We start from the raw sequence: 15,915 nt of genomic DNA on the forward strand, positions 1-15,915 counted from the left end.
CAGGAGGCTGGGGGGCGTTCATCGTATCGTCCATGACTTGTCTGTGCTTCGGTTGCCCGACCCTAGGGTCAGGACTCGCTAGATTGGCGGAACTGGTCGGAGTGAATTTGTGCGGCGACGAGGAGCAAGGCCGAAGGAAGGCCAATGCCTTTCAAGGTCTTGCGACGCTGACGCCCGTGCAAATTCGCCCGATCCGAGGGACGTTCGATCTGACGGCGATCTGCCGCGTCAAGGCTTTCGACCGGGGCGCCAACCCCGCTCTTCGAGCCTTTCCTAGCATCTCTTGTCATGTCGAACGCCATTTTCGTCAATCTAGTGAGTCCTGACCCTAGCACCGCAAGGCGGGCGACCGGAAGGCGCTGATGGCGTGCGACCCACGGCCTGATTGACGCAGGGCCGGGCGCCCGATATCCAACCAGCACCGCCATGACGGCGCGGCTCTTTGCGCAGCTGCCGACAGCAACACATGTCGACAAGACCACCGGCGGGCAAGCCGGACAAGGGGAGGGTACAGGCCCATGGATTTCGCTCTCGGTGAGGACCAGCGCGCGTTTCAGGATGTCGCCCGGCAATTCGCCCGCGACGAAATGGAACCTCACGCCGCTGAGTGGGACGAGAAATCCTTCTTTCCCGTCGAAACGCTGCGCAAGGCCGCCGAACTCGGCTTCGGCGGAATTTATGTGGGCGACGATGTCGGCGGGTCCGGCCTCGGCCGCCTCGACGCTGCCGTGATCTTCGAGGAACTGGCGCGCGGCTGCACTTCGACCGCCGCCTATATCTCGATCCACAACATGGCCGCGTGGATGATCGACCGCTTCGGCTCGTCGGAACAGCGCCAGCGGTTCCTGCCCGCCCTCTGTTCGATGGAGCATTTCGCCAGCTACTGCCTCACCGAACCGGGCGCCGGCTCCGACGCGGCCAGCCTGCGCACCCGTGCGGTTCGCGACGGCGATCACTACGTGCTGAACGGCTCCAAGGCCTTCATATCCGGCGGCGGCATGTCGGATGTCTACGTCGTGATGGTGCGTACCGGCGGTGACGGACCAAAGGGCATATCCTGCCTTGTGGTGGAGAAGGACACGCCCGGTCTCTCCTTCGGTGCGCAGGAGGTCAAGCTCGGCTGGAAGAGCCAGCCGACCGCGCAGGTGAATTTCTCCGATTGCCGGGTGCCGGTGGCAAACCGAATCGGCGAGGAAGGGCAGGGCTTTTCCATCGCCATGGCCGGCCTCGACGGCGGCCGGCTCAATATCGGCGCCTGTTCGCTCGGCGCCGCACAGAGCTGCCTGGAGCGCTCGATCGGCTATCTCAAGGAGCGCAAGCAGTTCGGCAAGGCGCTGGCCGAGTTCCAGGCATTGCAGTTCCGCCTCGCCGACATGGCGACGGACCTGGAGGCGGCGCGGCTGCTGCTGCACAAGGCGGCGACGCTGGTCGACGCCAAGACCCCGGACGCGACGCGCATGGCTGCGATGGCAAAGCGCATGGCGACCGATGTCGGCTTCGCGGTGGTCAACGAGGCGTTGCAATTGCACGGTGGATACGGCTATCTGCGTGACTATCCGGTGGAGCGTTACCTGCGGGATGTCCGGGTTCACCAGATCCTTGAAGGTACAAACGAGATCATGCGTGTGATCATCGCAAGGGATTTGCTCAAGGACTGACCAGAACGCGCCTGGCGTGACTGCCGAGATTTCAGTCGTCCGGTGAATTGGAAGAGTGATCCTGTATATTTGTTGAGGATAGTTGATGAGTGAGCCTGAAATTCTTTTCGATCGCATCGGCCATGCCGGCGTCGTCACGCTGAACCGGCCCAAGGCCCTCAATGCCCTGACCCATGACATGGTCCTGCGGATGGCCGACACGCTGGCCGCCTGGGAAAGCGATGCCTCGGTCCGTCTCGTCATGGTGCGTGCGGCCGGCGAAAAGGCCTTCTGCGCCGGCGGCGATATCCGCCGTGTCTACGACATGGGCAAGGCGGGCGATCCGGCTCAGCGGTCGTTCTTCGCCGACGAATACCGGCTCAATGTTCGCATCAAGCGCTATTCCAAGCCCTATGTGGCTTTGGTCGATGGCATCGTCATGGGCGGCGGCGTCGGCCTTTCGGTGCATGGCAGTCACCGGGTGGGGACGGAGCGGACGACCTTCGCCATGCCGGAGACCGGCATCGGCTTTTTCCCCGATGTCGGCGGCAGCTACTTTCTGCCGCGCATGCCGGATGAGACCGGCATGATGGCGGCACTCTCCGCCGGCCGCCTGAAGCAGGCCGATGCGCTGTGGACCGGGATCCTCACCCATGCGGTCGCTTCCGCCGATCTTGATGCGCTGACGCAGGCGCTCGGCGAGGACGTGGATGTCGACGCCGTGCTGGCCCGTTTCGCCGCGCGTCACGATGCGGGCACGCCGGCGCTGGCCGCGCGCGCGCCGCGCATCGCCGGGCTGTTCGGCAAGCCGAGCGTCGCGGAGATCCTCTCCGCGCTGGATGCGGTCGCGGGCAATGCCTCCGATGCGGATGCGGAATGGGCCGGCGGCCTTGCTGCCGCGATCCGGTCGAAATCGCCGACCAGTGTGCTGCTGTCCTTCGCCCAGCTCCGGCGCGGCGGGGAGGCCGATTTCGAGGCCTGCATGCGGCTGGAATACCGGATCGTCAGCCATATCCTGCAGGGCCACGACTTCTACGAGGGCGTGCGCGCGCTGATCGTCGACAAGGACAATGCGCCCCGCTGGTCGCCGGCAACGCTTGCCGATGTCTCCGAGGACGCGGTGCTTGCCCATTTCGCGCCGCCCGAGGGCGGCGATCTCGACGTCTGACCGGACAGGGTGAAGCCTCCGGGGACAGGAAGCGGAAAACGATGAACGAGCTGCTGCTCGACTATCTGAAGAACCGGCCTGCATGGTCGCAGATTCTCGTCTGGTACCTGCGAGGCATGGCCATCATGCTGATCGGCGCGGGCCTCATCCACTGGGCCCGCATCGTCGGCATCGTTCCATGGCGCGGCCTGTGGTTCTGGGACATGCCGGTGGAATGGCAGACGGCGACGGTTTTCTTCGCGGTGATCGACCTGGTCGCGGCGATCGGCCTTTGGCTGACCGTTTCATGGGGCGCCGTGATGTGGCTGACGCGGGCGCTGACGCAGGTCGTCATGCATTCGTTGTTCTCCGATATTTTCGGCCGGCGCCCCTACGAGATCGCATTCTATCTCACCACCATCGCGATCTATCTGGTGCTTCTCTATCTGAGCGACAGGGAACAGCGAAGCTGACCGGACGGCCGGCGCGCAATCGAACAAGAGTATCCGCCCGCAAGGGGCAGGCAATCGGGGAGTGCAGGGAATGGCGACAATCGGTTTCATCGGGCTTGGCAACATGGGCGGGCCGATGGCGATCAACCTGGTCAAGGCGGGCCACAAGGTGTGTGGCCTCGACCTGTCGCCGGACGCCAAGGCCCGGCTGAAGGAGGCCGGCGGCATGCCGGTCGACAGCGTTGCCGAGGCGGTCGCTTCCGCCGACGTGGTGGTGACGATGCTTCCCGCCGGCGCGCATGTGCGCAAGGTCTATACCGGGGAGGACGGCATTCTCGCCCATGCCCGTCCGGGCACGCTGCTGATCGACAGTTCGACGATCGACGTGGAAAGCGCGCGCGTCGTTGCCGCTGCCGCCGAAAATGCCGGTATGCCGATGGTCGACGCACCGGTATCCGGCGGTGTGGCCGGTGCGGCCGGCGGCACGCTGACCTTCATGGTCGGTGGACCGGAGGCAGCCTACGAGGCCGCGCATCCCTATCTCGACGTGATGGGCAAGACCATCGTCCATGCGGGCGATGCCGGCACCGGCCAGGCGGCGAAGATCTGCAACAACATGCTGCTCGGCATCTCCATGATCGGCGTCAGCGAGGCCTTCGTGCTGGCCGAGCGTCTCGGACTGGACGCGCAGAAGCTCTACGACATCTCCTCGACCGCGTCCGGCCAGTGCTGGTCGCTGACGAGCTACTGTCCGGTTCCGGGGCCGCTGCCGACCTCACCGGCCAATCGCGACTACCAGCCCGGTTTCGCGGCGGCGATGATGCTGAAGGACCTGAAGCTTGCCCAGGAGGCGGCCAATGCGAGCGGCGCCTCGACCCCGCTCGGTGCGGAAGCGGCGGCACTCTACAACATGTTCTGCAATTCGGGCGAGGGCGGCACCGACTTCTCCGGCATCGTGCGCTTCCTGCGTGGCAAGACGGAAGGCTGATCCGGACACCGGGTCGTGCTGCGAAAATCGTGCCGAAAAAAATCAGACGCGCCGGAGTCGATCCGGCGCGTTTTTCGTTTCCGGAAGCGGAAATGACGGCCGTTTCCTCTCCCGCGCCTGGGAGGGGTGCAGGGAACCGCTCCAACGCGGGACGCGTGTATCGGGATGCGTACCTACGTGCTCCTGCGTGCATCCTGTCCGCCTGTCGGGCGGCTTTGGCGGGTTGCCGTGGGGGCGTGGTTGAGTTTGCTGGCAAATTCTGTCCGCAACCCGGCAGTATTTATCCTTAACAAATTCTCGTTTCTGGCATCCTGCATTGCATTCGCACGTTAACCGAAGATTTAGTCTCCTTTTTAAGCGGATTTTAGAGGCCGCCCGGTAATCTCTGTCTCAAGGTGACAAAAAACGCACCGCAAACAATACATGAGGCGCAAACAGATGATGACGGCAAAGAAGGCGGTCGATGCAGCAATGCAGGCCGAAGACAGCGATGACATCAAGCCGCTCTACCTGGAAGCACTGACGCTTGTCGAGCGTCTGCACCGGCGGCTGCTGGATGTGATCAAGGACGAGTTCGACCGCGAGGGTCGTGCGGACGTCAACAGCGTGCAGGCGCTGCTGCTGTTCAACATCGGCGACGCCGAGTTGACGGCCGGTGAACTGCGCACCCGCGGCTACTATCTCGGTTCCAACGTGTCGTACAACCTGAAGAAGCTTGTCGACATGGGCTTCATCCACCACCAGCGCTCGCGCACCGACCGCCGTTCGGTCCGCGTCAGCCTGACGGACAAGGGCAAGGACGTCGCCGAGAAGGTCAACACGCTCTACGAGCGGCACATGCTGTCGGTCGAGCAGGTCGGCGAAATCGGCCCGGACGACTTCAAGGTGCTGAATCGCTCGCTGCGCCGCCTCGAGCGTTTCTGGACCGACCAGATCCTTTACCGGCTCTGAGAGACGGCGGCCTCCGCCGCCTGGAACGGCCACATCGAAAATCCGCCTTCGAGCTGTCCCGTGCCTTGCCACGGGACAGCTCGACGCATTTCTGCCCCCGAACCGGCGTGGGGCGGCGCTTTTCTGGCGATGCGACATGAATGTGCCATAATGGGGTGGCTATCGATTTGCTGTCATGTCCCTGACATGGCGGCAGAATGGTCCGCGCCCCGCAATGGCGCCGACCGAATGGGCTGGGCGGCGCGTGAGTATTTGTTAATTCCGCCGAAGTATCCCTAACGAGACCTTTATTTTCGGATACCGGACTGGAGTCGACACGGTGGGATATCGAGCAACCGACCTTTTCGCGAAGCAGGCGCGGATCGCGCGTGGCGGCATGACCGGCCTCTGGCTGGCGGGCCTGATGGCCGTTGGCGGCGCCCAGGTGGCCACAGCGCAGCCGGCCCCGGTCCAGGCGTTGCTGCAGCAGCAGCAGCGGATCGAATGGCGCGACCAGTTCGACACGACGATGCGCAGCCTGCAGGCGATGGAATCGTCCTTCCCGACGCTGTCTCCCGACACCGCCTCTCACGTCGAATACGCGATCCAGCGCTACTCGGCCATTGTCCAGCAGGGCGGCTGGCCGACGGTGACCAGCAGCCGCAAGGCGATGAAGCTCGGCGTCCGCGAGGAACATGTGGTCAGCCTGCGTCGTCGGCTGATGGTCTCCGGCGACCTCGAGCAGACCGCCGGTCTCTCCGACACGTTCGATTCCTACGTCGATGCCGGCGTGCGCCGCTTCCAGCTGCGCCACGGGCTCACCCCGGATGGCGTTGTCGGCAAGTCGACGCTCGTCGCGCTCAATGTTGCCGCCGACGTGCGCCTGTCGCAGCTCGAGACCAACCTGGTGCGCCTGCGGTCCATGTCCGGCTTCCTCGGCGACCGCTACGTGATGGTCAACATTCCGGCGGCAGAGATCGAGGCCGTCGAAAACGGCCGTGTCCGCTCGCGCCACACCGCCGTTGTCGGCAAGATCGACCGCCAGACGCCGATCCTCAATTCCTCGATCTACGAGCTCAACTTCAACCCCTACTGGACGGTGCCCGTCTCGATCATCCGCAAGGACCTGATCCCGAAGATGAACGAGGATCCGGCCTATCTCGACAAGAATCGCATCCGCATCTTCGACTGGAAGGGCAACGAGCTCGCCTGGCAGCAGATCGACTGGAGCACCGACGAGGCGACCCAGTACCAGTTCCGTCAGGAACCGGGCGAGATCAACTCGCTGGGATCGGTGCGCATCAACTTCCACAACAAGCACCAGGTCTATCTGCACGACACGCCGTCGAAGTCGCTGTTCGGGTCCGACTACCGCTTCCATTCCTCCGGCTGCGTGCGCGTCCAGAACGTGCGCGAACTGATCACCTGGCTGCTCTCCAGCACCACGCCGGACTGGGACCGCGCCCGCGTCGACGAGACGATCCGGGCCGGAACCCGCGAGGACGTCAAGCTGAAGTCGAAGATCCCGATCTACATGGCCTATGTCACCGCATGGGCGACGGCCGAGGGCGTCGTCCACTTCCGCGAGGACATCTACAACCGCGACGGCCTGCTGATGAGCGAAGCCACGGCGGGAATTAACCTGCAGTGATCGCCGGGGCTTGCCGCGTTTGTGCGGCCCTGTCGCATTCGCGCCAGTTCCGGTCGCGCCCGGGCGTGCCTTTCCCGGCTGCCCGCCGCACCCTTGCGCGAGGTGATCGGGCGTCATGAGCGCGGACGGCACGCCCAGGGGCGAGGTCTATTTCGAGTTCAGGCCGGTCGGACGCCAGATCCGGGTCACCGCGATCGATGCCGCGACCGGCATCGAGGTGGTGGTCCTTGGCCCGGTGCAGGCCGCGCAGTCGGACCTGCGGCAACTGGCGCTGCGCAAGTTGATGCGGCGCCTCGCAGGCGAGACCGGCAAGGTCTGAAACGCTCCTTGCATTGTGAGCCGGCGTGACGTCGCGCCACGGCAATGGGCCTTGGTTCGCGCCGGTGGCTGTGTTATCTGGCGGTGCCTTTTGGATTGACCGACCCGGGGGCGGTTTGCGGGCAGGGCGCATCCGTGCCGCATCCGTGATCCACCCTCATTCGCAAGCGATCGCGGCGCCAGCGTTCACGATACGCGACTGATCTCACTTCAGGACTGCTAGAGGGGACCGACGATGTCGATGACTGAAACCACACTCGACTCGCCGATTTATCCGGACTTCTTCACGCGCTCGCTTGCCGACGCCGATCCGGAGATCAATGCCGCAATCACCAGCGAACTTGGCCGCCAGCGGCACGAGATCGAGCTGATCGCCTCGGAGAACATCGTCTCGCGCGCCGTGCTCGAGGCGCAGGGCACCATCCTTACCAACAAGTATGCCGAAGGCTATCCCGGCAAGCGCTACTATGGCGGTTGCGAGTTTGTCGACGTGGTCGAGACGCTCGCCATCGAGCGCGCCAAGGAGCTGTTCGGCGCGAAATTCGCCAACGTCCAGCCGAACTCGGGCAGCCAGATGAACCAGGCCGTGTTCCTGGGGCTGCTGCAGCCGGGCGACACGTTCATGGGTCTCGACCTCAATTCGGGCGGCCACCTGACCCACGGGTCGCCGGTCAACATGTCCGGCAAGTGGTTCAACGTCGTCTCCTACGGCGTGCGCGCGGATGACCATCTGCTCGACATGGACGCCATCGCCCGCGCCGCCGAGGAGCACAAGCCGAAGCTGATCATCGGCGGCGGCACGGCCTATTCGCGTGTCTGGGACTGGCAGCGCCTGCGCGAGATCGCCGATTCGGTCGGCGCCTACCTGATGGTCGACATGGCGCATATCGCGGGCCTCGTGGCCGGCGGCGTCCATCCCTCGCCGGTGCCGCATGCCCATGTGGTAACGACGACGACGCACAAGTCGCTGCGCGGCCCGCGCGGCGGCCTGATCCTGACCAATGACGAGGCGATCGCCAAGAAGATCAACTCGGCGGTGTTCCCGGGCCTGCAGGGCGGACCGCTCATGCATGTCATCGCCGCCAAGGCCGTTGCCCTGGCCGAGGCGCTGCAGCCGGAGTTCAAGACCTATGCGCGCGCCGTGGTCGACAACGCAAGGGCGCTGGCCGCGAGCCTGCAGGAACAGGGGCTCGACATCGTGTCCGGCGGCACCGACAACCACCTGATGCTGGTCGACCTGCGGCCCAAGAACGCCACCGGCAAGCGCGCCGAGGCGGCACTCGGCCGGGCCAACATCACCTGCAACAAGAACGGCATCCCGTTCGATCCGGAGAAGCCCTTCGTCACCTCGGGCATTCGCCTCGGCACCCCGGCGGGCACCACCCGCGGCTTCGGCCAGGGCGAGTTCCGCGAGATCGGCCGCCTGATCGGCGAGGTCCTGGACGGCCTGCGCACCGCCAATGACGATGACGGCAATGCCGAGGTCGAGGCGCGGGTGAAGGCCAAGGTGATCGCTCTGACGGACCGCTTCCCGATCTATCCGACGCTTTGAGGCAGGGGGCGCGCGCTCCCGCGGGCGCGCGTCCAGGGCCAGACATCGGGGACCGCCGCCCATGGGGGGCCGCGGTGATCCGCCGATCCGGAGCCATGTAACGCATGAAGTGCCCCTATTGCGGTTGTGACGACACACAGGTGAAGGACTCGCGTCCCACGGAGGACAACACCGCAATCCGCCGTCGCCGGATCTGTTCGGAATGCGGCGGGCGTTTCACCACCTTCGAACGCATCCAGTTGCGCGAACTCACCGTATTGAAACGCACCGGCCGCCGCGTTCCCTTCGACCGCGACAAGCTGATGCAATCGGTGCGCATCGCCACCCGCAAGCGCCCGGTCGAGCCGGATCGTCTGGAGCGGATGGTGAGCAGCATCGTGCGCCAGCTTGAAAGCTCGGGCGAAAGCGACGTCAAGGCGAGCGACATCGGCAACCTGGTGATGGAAGGCCTCAAGGTGATCGACGACGTGTCCTATGTCCGCTTCGCTTCGGTCTACAAGAATTTCCGCGAAGCCAAGGATTTCGAGGCGCTGCTCGACGAGATGAGCGGCCCGGACGCCGCAGCGCTCGGCGAAACCTGATCGACGGACGTATCACGCGCATGTCAAACGGCTGGAACGACGATCGTTTCATGGCTGCGGCGGCCTCCTATGCGAGGCGCGCGCTAGGCCGTGTGTGGCCCAACCCGGCCGTCGGTGCCCTGGTCGTGCGCGATGACGGCGACGGGCCGGTCATTGTCGGGCGCGGCTATACGCGGCCGCCCGGCGGACCGCATGCCGAGGTCGTCGCCCTCACGGAAGCCGGCGAAAAGGCGCGCGGCGCCACCTGCTACGTGACGCTCGAGCCATGCTCGCACCAGGGGCGCACCGGGCCCTGCTCGGTGGCGCTCGCCGAAGCTGGCGTCAAGCGCGTGGTCATCGGCCTGCTCGACCCCAATCCGCGCGTTGCCGGCCGCGGCGTCGCCATGCTGCGCGATGCCGGCGTCGAGGTCGCCTCGGGCGTTCGCGAAGACCTCTGCGCGGCGCTCCATGCCGGCCATGTCAGCCGGCTGACGCGCGGCCGCCCGCAGGTCGTGCTCAAGCTCGCGGTTTCAAGCGACGGCTATATCGGCAAGAGCGGCACCGGCCAGATCGCCATCACCGGCGAGGACGTTTTCCGCCGGGTCCACATCCTGCGGGCCGAATGCGACGGCATCCTTGTGGGTATCGGAACGGCGCTCGCGGACGATCCCGTTCTCAACTGCAGGCTACCGGGCCTTGGCCATCGCTCGCCGGTGCGCATCATCCTGGACACCGCCGCGCGCCTGCCGCTCGACAGCAACCTGGTGGCAACCGCCGCCGAGGTGCCGCTGTGGCTGCTTGTCGCCGCCGACGCGGATCCCGACCGGGTCGAGGCGCTCGCAAACGCCGGCTGCACGGTGATCCGGCTTGCCCGCCCCAAGGACGGCCGCATCGAGCCGCAGGCCGCGGTGCGTGCCCTTGGCCAGCGCGGCATCACCAAGCTGATGGTGGAGGGAGGCTCGGCGATCGCCCGCGCGTTCCTCGATGCCGACCTTGCCGACGAGGTGATCATTTCGCAGAGCGAGCTGGTGATCGGGGAGGGCGGCATCCCGCCCTTCGGCGACAGGGGTGTCGACCTCGTCGCGCAGGATCCGGGCTACCGGACTGTCGGTCAGCGGACGGTTGGCGCCGACACCATGACCCATTATGTACGCGACAGAAGCGAGACCTGACATGTTCACCGGCATCATCACAGACGTGGGGCGCATCGCGTCCGTGACGGAGATCCCGGCCGGTCTGCGCACGCGGATCGACACGCTCTACGAGCCGGAAGGGATCGACATCGGTGCCTCCATCGCCTGTGGCGGGGTTTGCCACACGGTCACCGCCAGGGGGCGGGGCGACACCGGCAACTGGTTCGAGATCGAATCCGCCGCCGAGACCCTGCGCCTGACCACGGTCGGGGCATGGCAGCCGGGCGACCGTGTCAACCTGGAACGCTCGCTGAAGATCGGCGACGAGCTTGGCGGTCATATCGTCCAGGGGCATGTCGACGGCGTTGCCGAGATCATTGCCCGCCAGGATCACCCCGACAGCGTCTTCTTCCGCTTTCGCGTGCCCCGGGACTGCGCCCGGTTCATTGCCAAAAAGGGAGGGGTGGCGCTCGACGGCACCTCGCTGACCGTCAACGAGGTGGAGGGGGACACGTTCACCGTTTTCCTCATCCCGCACACGCTGACGGCAACGACCTGGGCCGGGCGCGGGGTCGGCGACAGGGTCAATCTCGAGGTCGACATGATGGCCCGCTACGCGGCGCGGCTTGCCGAATACCGCTGAACCCCGGCATCCTGCAAAGCTCCCGTTGGAGGCATGGCAGCCCCGGGCAATCCGCGCTGGACAAACGCTGCCCGACATGGTTCCTACCGGCACCCTGAAGCCGGCTCCGCCGGCTGCCCGGCCGGTTCCTCCCGCGCGCCCTTCGGCGCCTTGCCGCGCGACCGGCCAGAGAACCACGAAAGCGACGAGAGCGACATGACGACTCCCCGCATCCTGATCATTGACGCCCGCTTCTACGACGATATTGCCGACGCCCTCCTTGCGGGCGCGACCGAGGTTCTCGAAGGCCAGGGTGCCGACGTGACCCGCGTTTCCGTCCCGGGCGTGCTTGAAATCCCGGCGGCGCTTGCGATGGCGCTTGCCGCCATGGAAAGCGGGCAGGCCGATTTCGACGGTTTCGTCCTGCTTGGCTGCGTCATCCGCGGCGAGACGAGCCACTATGACATTGTCGCCAACGAATCCGCCCGCGCCGTCATGGAACTGGTGATCGATGCGGCCCTGCCGCTCGGCAACGGCATCCTCACGGTCGAGAACCGCGAGCAGGCCTGGGCGCGTGCCGATGTCCAGCAGAAGAACAAGGGCGGTGCCGCCGCGCAGGCCGCGCTCGACATGATTGCGGTCCGGGATCGCCTCGGGGTCTGACAGATGAGCGACGAGAACCAAGCCCGGACTGAGCCTGCCGCCCGCCCCGCCAACAAGCGGGGCGCGGCGCGTCTTTCCGCTGTCCAGGCGCTCTACCAGATGGATGTCGGCGGTTCATCTCTGGCCGACGTGCTGGCCGAGTTCGAGGCCTTTCGTCTTGGCGCGGAGCTTGATGGCGAGCAGTACCGCGAGGCCGACCCGGCCTGGTTCCGCGATCTCGTCAAGGGCGTCGTCGCCGAACAGCGCATTCTCGACCCGGTCATTCACCGCTCGCTCGTCGCGGGCTGGCCGCTGAAGCGCATCGACACGACGCTGCGGGCGATCCTGCGCGCCGGTGCCTTCGAGCTGATGCGCCGCAAGGATGTGCCCGGGCGTGTGGTCATCAGCGAATACATTGACGTCGCTCGCGCCTTCTACGAGGAAGACGAGCCGCGCATGGTCAACGGCGTTCTCGACAAGCTTGCCCGCGAGTTCCGGGAAACCGAGTTCGACGCGCCGGCGAAGCCTTCCGAACCGCCGGTCGTGGATGAGCCGCCGGTTCCGGGCGAGCCGGGCGAGGGCGCCTGATCACGGGTGGTCCGATGGGTGATGGCCCCCGGCTATGGCCCATATAGCCGTGGCACCGTTGTCCTTGCCTGTTGCCTGCACTAGGCTGCGCGTGTTCCGGCCGATGCCGGGATCCCCGCCAGACTGACCTGCAGGACAGATCCAGATGACCGCCCAAGGCGCAAACGTGTCGGCCCCGCCGGCTTCTCTCGTCAATGACGGTCTCGCCCGCCGCAACGCGGTGCTTCTTGCCTGCGCGCAGGCCCTTGGCGGCGCGTCGGCCTCGATCGTCATCGCTTCCGCTTCGCTGGTCGGGTCGAGCCTGCTTGGCGCCGACAAGTCGCTTGCGACCCTGCCGGTCTCCTGCTTCGTGCTCGGCACCGCTTTTGGCGCACTGCCGGCGGGCGCCATCATGCATCGTTTCGGCCGCCGTGCGGGCTTCGTCGGATCGGCCGCTCTGGGCATTCTCGCGGGGCTCCTGTCCGCCCATGCGATCTTCGAGGCGAACTTTCTGCTCTTCTGCCTCGGCACCATGGGCAGCGGTGTCGTCAGCGCCTTCGTCCACCAGTACCGATTCGCTGCCGCCGACACGGCGAGCGAGGCGTTCAAGCCGAAGGCCATTTCCTTCGTCCTTGCCGGCGGCGTGGCGGCCGGCATCGTCGGCCCCCAGACGGTGATCAACACGGCCGACCTGTTCGAACCGGTGATGTTCGCCGGGACCTATGTGGCCCAGGCGGCGCTCTCCCTTGTCGGTCTGTGCATCGTCGCCTTCGTCTCGATCCCGCGCCCGCCGCGCGGTCCCGTTGCCGACGGATCGCGTCGCCCGCTCGCGGTGATCATGGCTCAGCCGCGCTTCATCGTCGCTGCCGCTTGCGCCATTACCTCCTATGCCCTGATGAGCCTCGTGATGACGGCGACGCCGCTTGCCATGATCGCCTGCGGCCTGACCCAGACAGACGCCGCCCATGCCATCCAGTGGCACGTTCTGGCGATGTTCGGGCCGAGCTTCTTCACCGGCCACCTGATCGCCAGGTTCGGCAAGGAACGTATTGTCATTCTTGGGCTTTCGCTGCTCGCGGCCTGTGCCGTCGTGGCGCTGTCGGGCATCGAGGTCGGTCATTTCTGGATCGCACTGATCCTGCTCGGGCTGGGCTGGAATTTCGGCTTCATCGGAGCGACCGCGATGCTGACGGACGTCTATCGCCCGAGCGAGCGCAACACCGTCCAGTCGGTCAACGACTTCCTGGTTTTCGGTTTCGTTGCCGCTGCGTCATTCTCTTCCGGCGCGCTTTTGCAGCATCAGGGGTGGGCGACGATCAACACCCTGGTCTTCCCGTTCACGCTGGCCTGTCTGGGCCTCATCGTCTGGCTTGTCAGATTTGAGAGGGGCCGCGCGATCGGCTGACAGCGAAAGCCCGCCATGCCGCGGCGGGACGTCCTTGCGCCAGCGTGAAAGGGTGGAAACTCGTCCTTGACGGGACGCGCAGGACGGATACCGTTCTTCCCCACGGGACCGGATAACAATGAACCAACGGTCCTTTCGCGTCCTTCATTGGGGGGAAGAATGCTCGAGCTTGTAATTGTAATCCTTTGTGGTCTCCTGTCCGTCGCCTATGGCGCATGGGCGATCCAGTCGGTCATGGCGGCGGATGCCGGCAATGCCCGCATGCAGGAAATCGCCGGTGCCATCCAGGAAGGCGCACAGGCCTATCTCAACCGGCAATACACGACGATCGCGATCGTCGGCGTGGTCATCTTTGCCCTGGTGGCATGGCTGCTCGGCATGCTTGTCGCCATCGGCTTCGCCATTGGCGCCGTGCTGTCCGCCGCCGCCGGCTATATCGGCATGCTTGTCTCGGTTCGCGCCAACGTCCGCACGGCGCAGGCGGCCAGCACGTCGCTTGCGGCGGGTCTGGAGATCGCCTTCAAGTCGGGCGCGGTCACCGGGCTCCTGGTCGCCGGCCTGGCGCTGCTTGGCGTCGCCGTCTATTACGCGATCCTCACCGGCGGTCTCGGCTACGAGGCACAGAGCCGCACCGTGATCGACTCCCTCGTGGCGCTCGGCTTCGGCGCCTCGCTGATTTCCATCTTCGCCCGTCTGGGCGGCGGCATCTTCACCAAGGGCGCGGATGTCGGCGGCGATCTCGTCGGCAAGGTGGAAGCGGGCATCCCCGAGGACGATCCGCGCAATCCGGCCACCATCGCCGACAATGTCGGCGACAATGTCGGCGACTGCGCCGGCATGGCCGCGGACCTGTTCGAAACCTATGCCGTGACCGTGGTCGCCACCATGGTGCTGGCCTCGATCTTCTTCACAGGCGCCGCGGCGCTTGAACTGATGCTGCTGCCGCTCGTCATCGGCGGCGCGTGCGTCGTCACTTCGATCATCGGCACCTTCTTCGTCAAGCTCGGTGCCAACAACTCGATCATGGGCGCCCTCTACAAGGGCTTCATCGCGACGGCCGTGCTGTCCGCCGTGGCGCTGTTCGGCATCGTCTTCTTCTGGCTCGGCTTCGCCACCGAGTACACGACGAGCGGCGGGCTCACCTTCGCCGGTCGCCACCTGTTCTACTGCGGGCTTGTGGGTCTCGTCGTCACCGGCCTGATCATCTGGGTGACGGAATACTATACCGGTACGGAGTACCGTCCGGTGCGTTCCATCGCCCAGGCGTCGGTCACGGGCCATGGTACCAACGTCATCCAGGGTCTGGCGATCTCGCTCGAGGCCACCGCGCTGCCGGCCATCGTCATCATCGCGGGCATCCTCGGCGCCTTCAACCTGGCCGGCCTCTTCGGCATCGCCATCGCGGTGACGACGATGCTGGCGCTTGCCGGCATGGTGGTCGCGCTCGACGCGTTCGGTCCCGTCACCGACAATGCCGGCGGCATCGCCGAAATGGCCGGCCTGCCGAAGGAGGTGCGCGTCACCACCGACGCGCTTGATGCCGTCGGCAACACGACAAAGGCGGTGACCAAGGGCTACGCGATCGGATCGGCGGGCCTCGGCGCGCTGGTGCTGTTCGCGGCCTACACGGAGGACCTGAAGTTCTTCGCGGCCAACGCGGCGCCGGGCAGCTACTTCGATGGCGTCAGCGTCGATTTCTCGCTGACCAACCCCTATGTCGTCGTCGGCCTGCTGTTCGGCGGGTTGCTGCCCTATCTCTTCGGTGGCATCTCGATGACGGCGGTCGGACGCGCCGCCGGTGCGGTGGTGGAGGAAGTCCGCCGCCAGTTCCGGGAAAAGCCGGGGATCATGGAAGGCACGGAGAAGCCCGACTACGGCCGCGCGGTCGACATGCTGACCAAGGCCGCGATCCGCGAGATGATCGTTCCCTCCTTGATGCCGGTGCTCTCGCCGATCGTGATCTTCTTCGTGATCACGGCCATTGCCGGCAAGTCGCAGGGCTTTGCCTCTCTCGGCGCCATGCTTCTCGGTGTGATCGTCACGGGCCTGTTCGTCGCCATCTCGATGACGGCGGGCGGCGGTGCGTGGGACAATGCCAAGAAGTCCTTCGAGGATGGCTTCGTCGACAAGGACGGCGTCAAGCACGAGAAGGGCTCGGAGGCGCACAAGGCGTCGGTCACGGGCGACACGGTTGGTGATCCCTACAAGGACACCGCCGGTCCGGCGGTCAACCCGATGATCAAGATCACCAACATCATCGCGTTGCTGTTGCTGGCGGTTCTCGCCCACAGCTGATCGCCGCACGGTCAGG

The 15,915-nt window shown here is 65.7% G+C and carries 16 protein-coding genes; all 16 read left to right on the plus strand.

Annotated features, from left to right (window positions below):
- The first annotated feature begins 83 nt into the window (after positions 1-83).
- The 16 genes from ACQY46_RS14205 to ACQY46_RS14280 all read left to right on the plus strand — a co-directional run bounded on the left by ACQY46_RS14205 (position 84) and on the right by ACQY46_RS14280 (position 15,899).
- Positions 84-326 carry a hypothetical protein gene (locus ACQY46_RS14205; protein ID WP_428696691.1) on the plus strand — a complete coding sequence of 81 codons (243 nt, stop codon included), beginning with the start codon at positions 84-86 and terminating at the stop codon, positions 324-326.
- A 192-nt stretch (positions 327-518) separates the two neighbouring features.
- Positions 519-1,658: an isobutyryl-CoA dehydrogenase gene (locus tag ACQY46_RS14210; RefSeq protein WP_428696692.1), complete on the plus strand. Its 1,140-nt coding sequence runs from the start codon at positions 519-521 to the stop codon at positions 1,656-1,658.
- Positions 1,659-1,743: 85 nt separating this feature from the next.
- Positions 1,744-2,805, plus strand: a complete 1,062-nt coding sequence (locus ACQY46_RS14215) for an enoyl-CoA hydratase/isomerase family protein (protein WP_428696693.1) — start codon at positions 1,744-1,746, stop codon at positions 2,803-2,805.
- Positions 2,806-2,846: 41 nt separating this feature from the next.
- Complete coding sequence (locus ACQY46_RS14220) at positions 2,847-3,257, plus strand: DUF6163 family protein (protein WP_306027602.1); 411 nt, start codon at positions 2,847-2,849, stop codon at positions 3,255-3,257.
- Between the two features lie 70 nt (positions 3,258-3,327).
- Positions 3,328-4,224 (plus strand): 3-hydroxyisobutyrate dehydrogenase, encoded by an 897-nt coding sequence (gene mmsB, locus ACQY46_RS14225; RefSeq protein WP_428696694.1) that lies wholly within the window; start codon positions 3,328-3,330, stop codon positions 4,222-4,224.
- Between the two features lie 438 nt (positions 4,225-4,662).
- Positions 4,663-5,175 carry a transcriptional regulator LdtR gene (ldtR, locus tag ACQY46_RS14230; RefSeq protein WP_306027600.1) on the plus strand — a complete coding sequence of 171 codons (513 nt, stop codon included), beginning with the start codon at positions 4,663-4,665 and terminating at the stop codon, positions 5,173-5,175.
- A 376-nt stretch (positions 5,176-5,551) separates the two neighbouring features.
- Positions 5,552-6,805, plus strand: coding sequence for a L,D-transpeptidase family protein (locus tag ACQY46_RS14235; RefSeq protein WP_428700493.1), 1,254 nt, complete (start codon positions 5,552-5,554; stop codon positions 6,803-6,805).
- Between the two features lie 115 nt (positions 6,806-6,920).
- Positions 6,921-7,124, plus strand: a complete 204-nt coding sequence (locus tag ACQY46_RS14240; protein WP_428696695.1) for a DUF6898 family protein — start codon at positions 6,921-6,923, stop codon at positions 7,122-7,124.
- A gap of 240 nt (positions 7,125-7,364) precedes the next feature.
- The gene (glyA, locus tag ACQY46_RS14245; RefSeq protein WP_428696696.1) at positions 7,365-8,675 is read left to right on the plus strand and encodes a serine hydroxymethyltransferase; all 1,311 of its coding nucleotides are present in this window, start codon (positions 7,365-7,367) and stop codon (positions 8,673-8,675) included.
- A gap of 104 nt (positions 8,676-8,779) precedes the next feature.
- A complete protein-coding gene (gene nrdR, locus ACQY46_RS14250) occupies positions 8,780-9,256 on the plus strand; it encodes a transcriptional regulator NrdR (RefSeq protein WP_428696697.1) in 477 nt (158 codons plus the stop codon).
- 50 nt (positions 9,257-9,306) lie between these two features.
- A complete protein-coding gene (gene ribD / locus ACQY46_RS14255; RefSeq protein ID WP_428696698.1) occupies positions 9,307-10,407 on the plus strand; it encodes a bifunctional diaminohydroxyphosphoribosylaminopyrimidine deaminase/5-amino-6-(5-phosphoribosylamino)uracil reductase RibD in 1,101 nt (366 codons plus the stop codon).
- 1 nt (position 10,408) lies between these two features.
- Positions 10,409-11,011, plus strand: a complete 603-nt coding sequence (locus tag ACQY46_RS14260) for a riboflavin synthase (protein WP_428696699.1) — start codon at positions 10,409-10,411, stop codon at positions 11,009-11,011.
- Between the two features lie 195 nt (positions 11,012-11,206).
- Positions 11,207-11,653, plus strand: coding sequence for a 6,7-dimethyl-8-ribityllumazine synthase (ribH, locus tag ACQY46_RS14265; RefSeq protein ID WP_428696700.1), 447 nt, complete (start codon positions 11,207-11,209; stop codon positions 11,651-11,653).
- 3 nt (positions 11,654-11,656) lie between these two features.
- A complete protein-coding gene (gene nusB, locus ACQY46_RS14270; protein WP_428696701.1) occupies positions 11,657-12,220 on the plus strand; it encodes a transcription antitermination factor NusB in 564 nt (187 codons plus the stop codon).
- Between the two features lie 145 nt (positions 12,221-12,365).
- On the plus strand, positions 12,366-13,604 hold the full coding sequence (locus ACQY46_RS14275; RefSeq protein ID WP_428696702.1) for an MFS transporter: 1,239 nt from the start codon (positions 12,366-12,368) through the stop codon (positions 13,602-13,604).
- A 159-nt stretch (positions 13,605-13,763) separates the two neighbouring features.
- On the plus strand, positions 13,764-15,899 hold the full coding sequence (locus ACQY46_RS14280) for a sodium-translocating pyrophosphatase (protein ID WP_428696703.1): 2,136 nt from the start codon (positions 13,764-13,766) through the stop codon (positions 15,897-15,899).
- Positions 15,900-15,915: the final 16 nt, after the last annotated feature.

The sequence above is a fragment of the Stappia sp. genome, assembly GCF_965276915.1.
Classification (GTDB): domain Bacteria; phylum Pseudomonadota; class Alphaproteobacteria; order Rhizobiales; family Stappiaceae; genus Stappia.

What these genes read in the sequence shown, in the direction of transcription:
- nrdR (WP_428696697.1), top strand. Translation starts at nt 8,780, where the DNA reads ATGAAGTGCCCCTATTGCGGTTGTGACGACACACAGGTGAAGGACTCG.
- ldtR (WP_306027600.1), top strand. Translation starts at nt 4,663, where the DNA reads ATGATGACGGCAAAGAAGGCGGTCGATGCAGCAATGCAGGCCGAAGAC.
- ACQY46_RS14260 (WP_428696699.1), top strand. Translation starts at nt 10,409, where the DNA reads ATGTTCACCGGCATCATCACAGACGTGGGGCGCATCGCGTCCGTGACG.
- glyA (WP_428696696.1), top strand. Translation starts at nt 7,365, where the DNA reads ATGACTGAAACCACACTCGACTCGCCGATTTATCCGGACTTCTTCACG.
- ACQY46_RS14215 (WP_428696693.1), top strand. Translation starts at nt 1,744, where the DNA reads ATGAGTGAGCCTGAAATTCTTTTCGATCGCATCGGCCATGCCGGCGTC.
- ACQY46_RS14240 (WP_428696695.1), top strand. Translation starts at nt 6,921, where the DNA reads ATGAGCGCGGACGGCACGCCCAGGGGCGAGGTCTATTTCGAGTTCAGG.
- ribH (WP_428696700.1), top strand. Translation starts at nt 11,207, where the DNA reads ATGACGACTCCCCGCATCCTGATCATTGACGCCCGCTTCTACGACGAT.
- ACQY46_RS14235 (WP_428700493.1), top strand. Translation starts at nt 5,552, where the DNA reads ATGACCGGCCTCTGGCTGGCGGGCCTGATGGCCGTTGGCGGCGCCCAG.
- ACQY46_RS14280 (WP_428696703.1), top strand. Translation starts at nt 13,764, where the DNA reads ATGCTCGAGCTTGTAATTGTAATCCTTTGTGGTCTCCTGTCCGTCGCC.
- ACQY46_RS14220 (WP_306027602.1), top strand. Translation starts at nt 2,847, where the DNA reads ATGAACGAGCTGCTGCTCGACTATCTGAAGAACCGGCCTGCATGGTCG.
- ACQY46_RS14275 (WP_428696702.1), top strand. Translation starts at nt 12,366, where the DNA reads ATGACCGCCCAAGGCGCAAACGTGTCGGCCCCGCCGGCTTCTCTCGTC.
- ACQY46_RS14210 (WP_428696692.1), top strand. Translation starts at nt 519, where the DNA reads ATGGATTTCGCTCTCGGTGAGGACCAGCGCGCGTTTCAGGATGTCGCC.
- mmsB (WP_428696694.1), top strand. Translation starts at nt 3,328, where the DNA reads ATGGCGACAATCGGTTTCATCGGGCTTGGCAACATGGGCGGGCCGATG.
- nusB (WP_428696701.1), top strand. Translation starts at nt 11,657, where the DNA reads ATGAGCGACGAGAACCAAGCCCGGACTGAGCCTGCCGCCCGCCCCGCC.
- ribD (WP_428696698.1), top strand. Translation starts at nt 9,307, where the DNA reads ATGGCTGCGGCGGCCTCCTATGCGAGGCGCGCGCTAGGCCGTGTGTGG.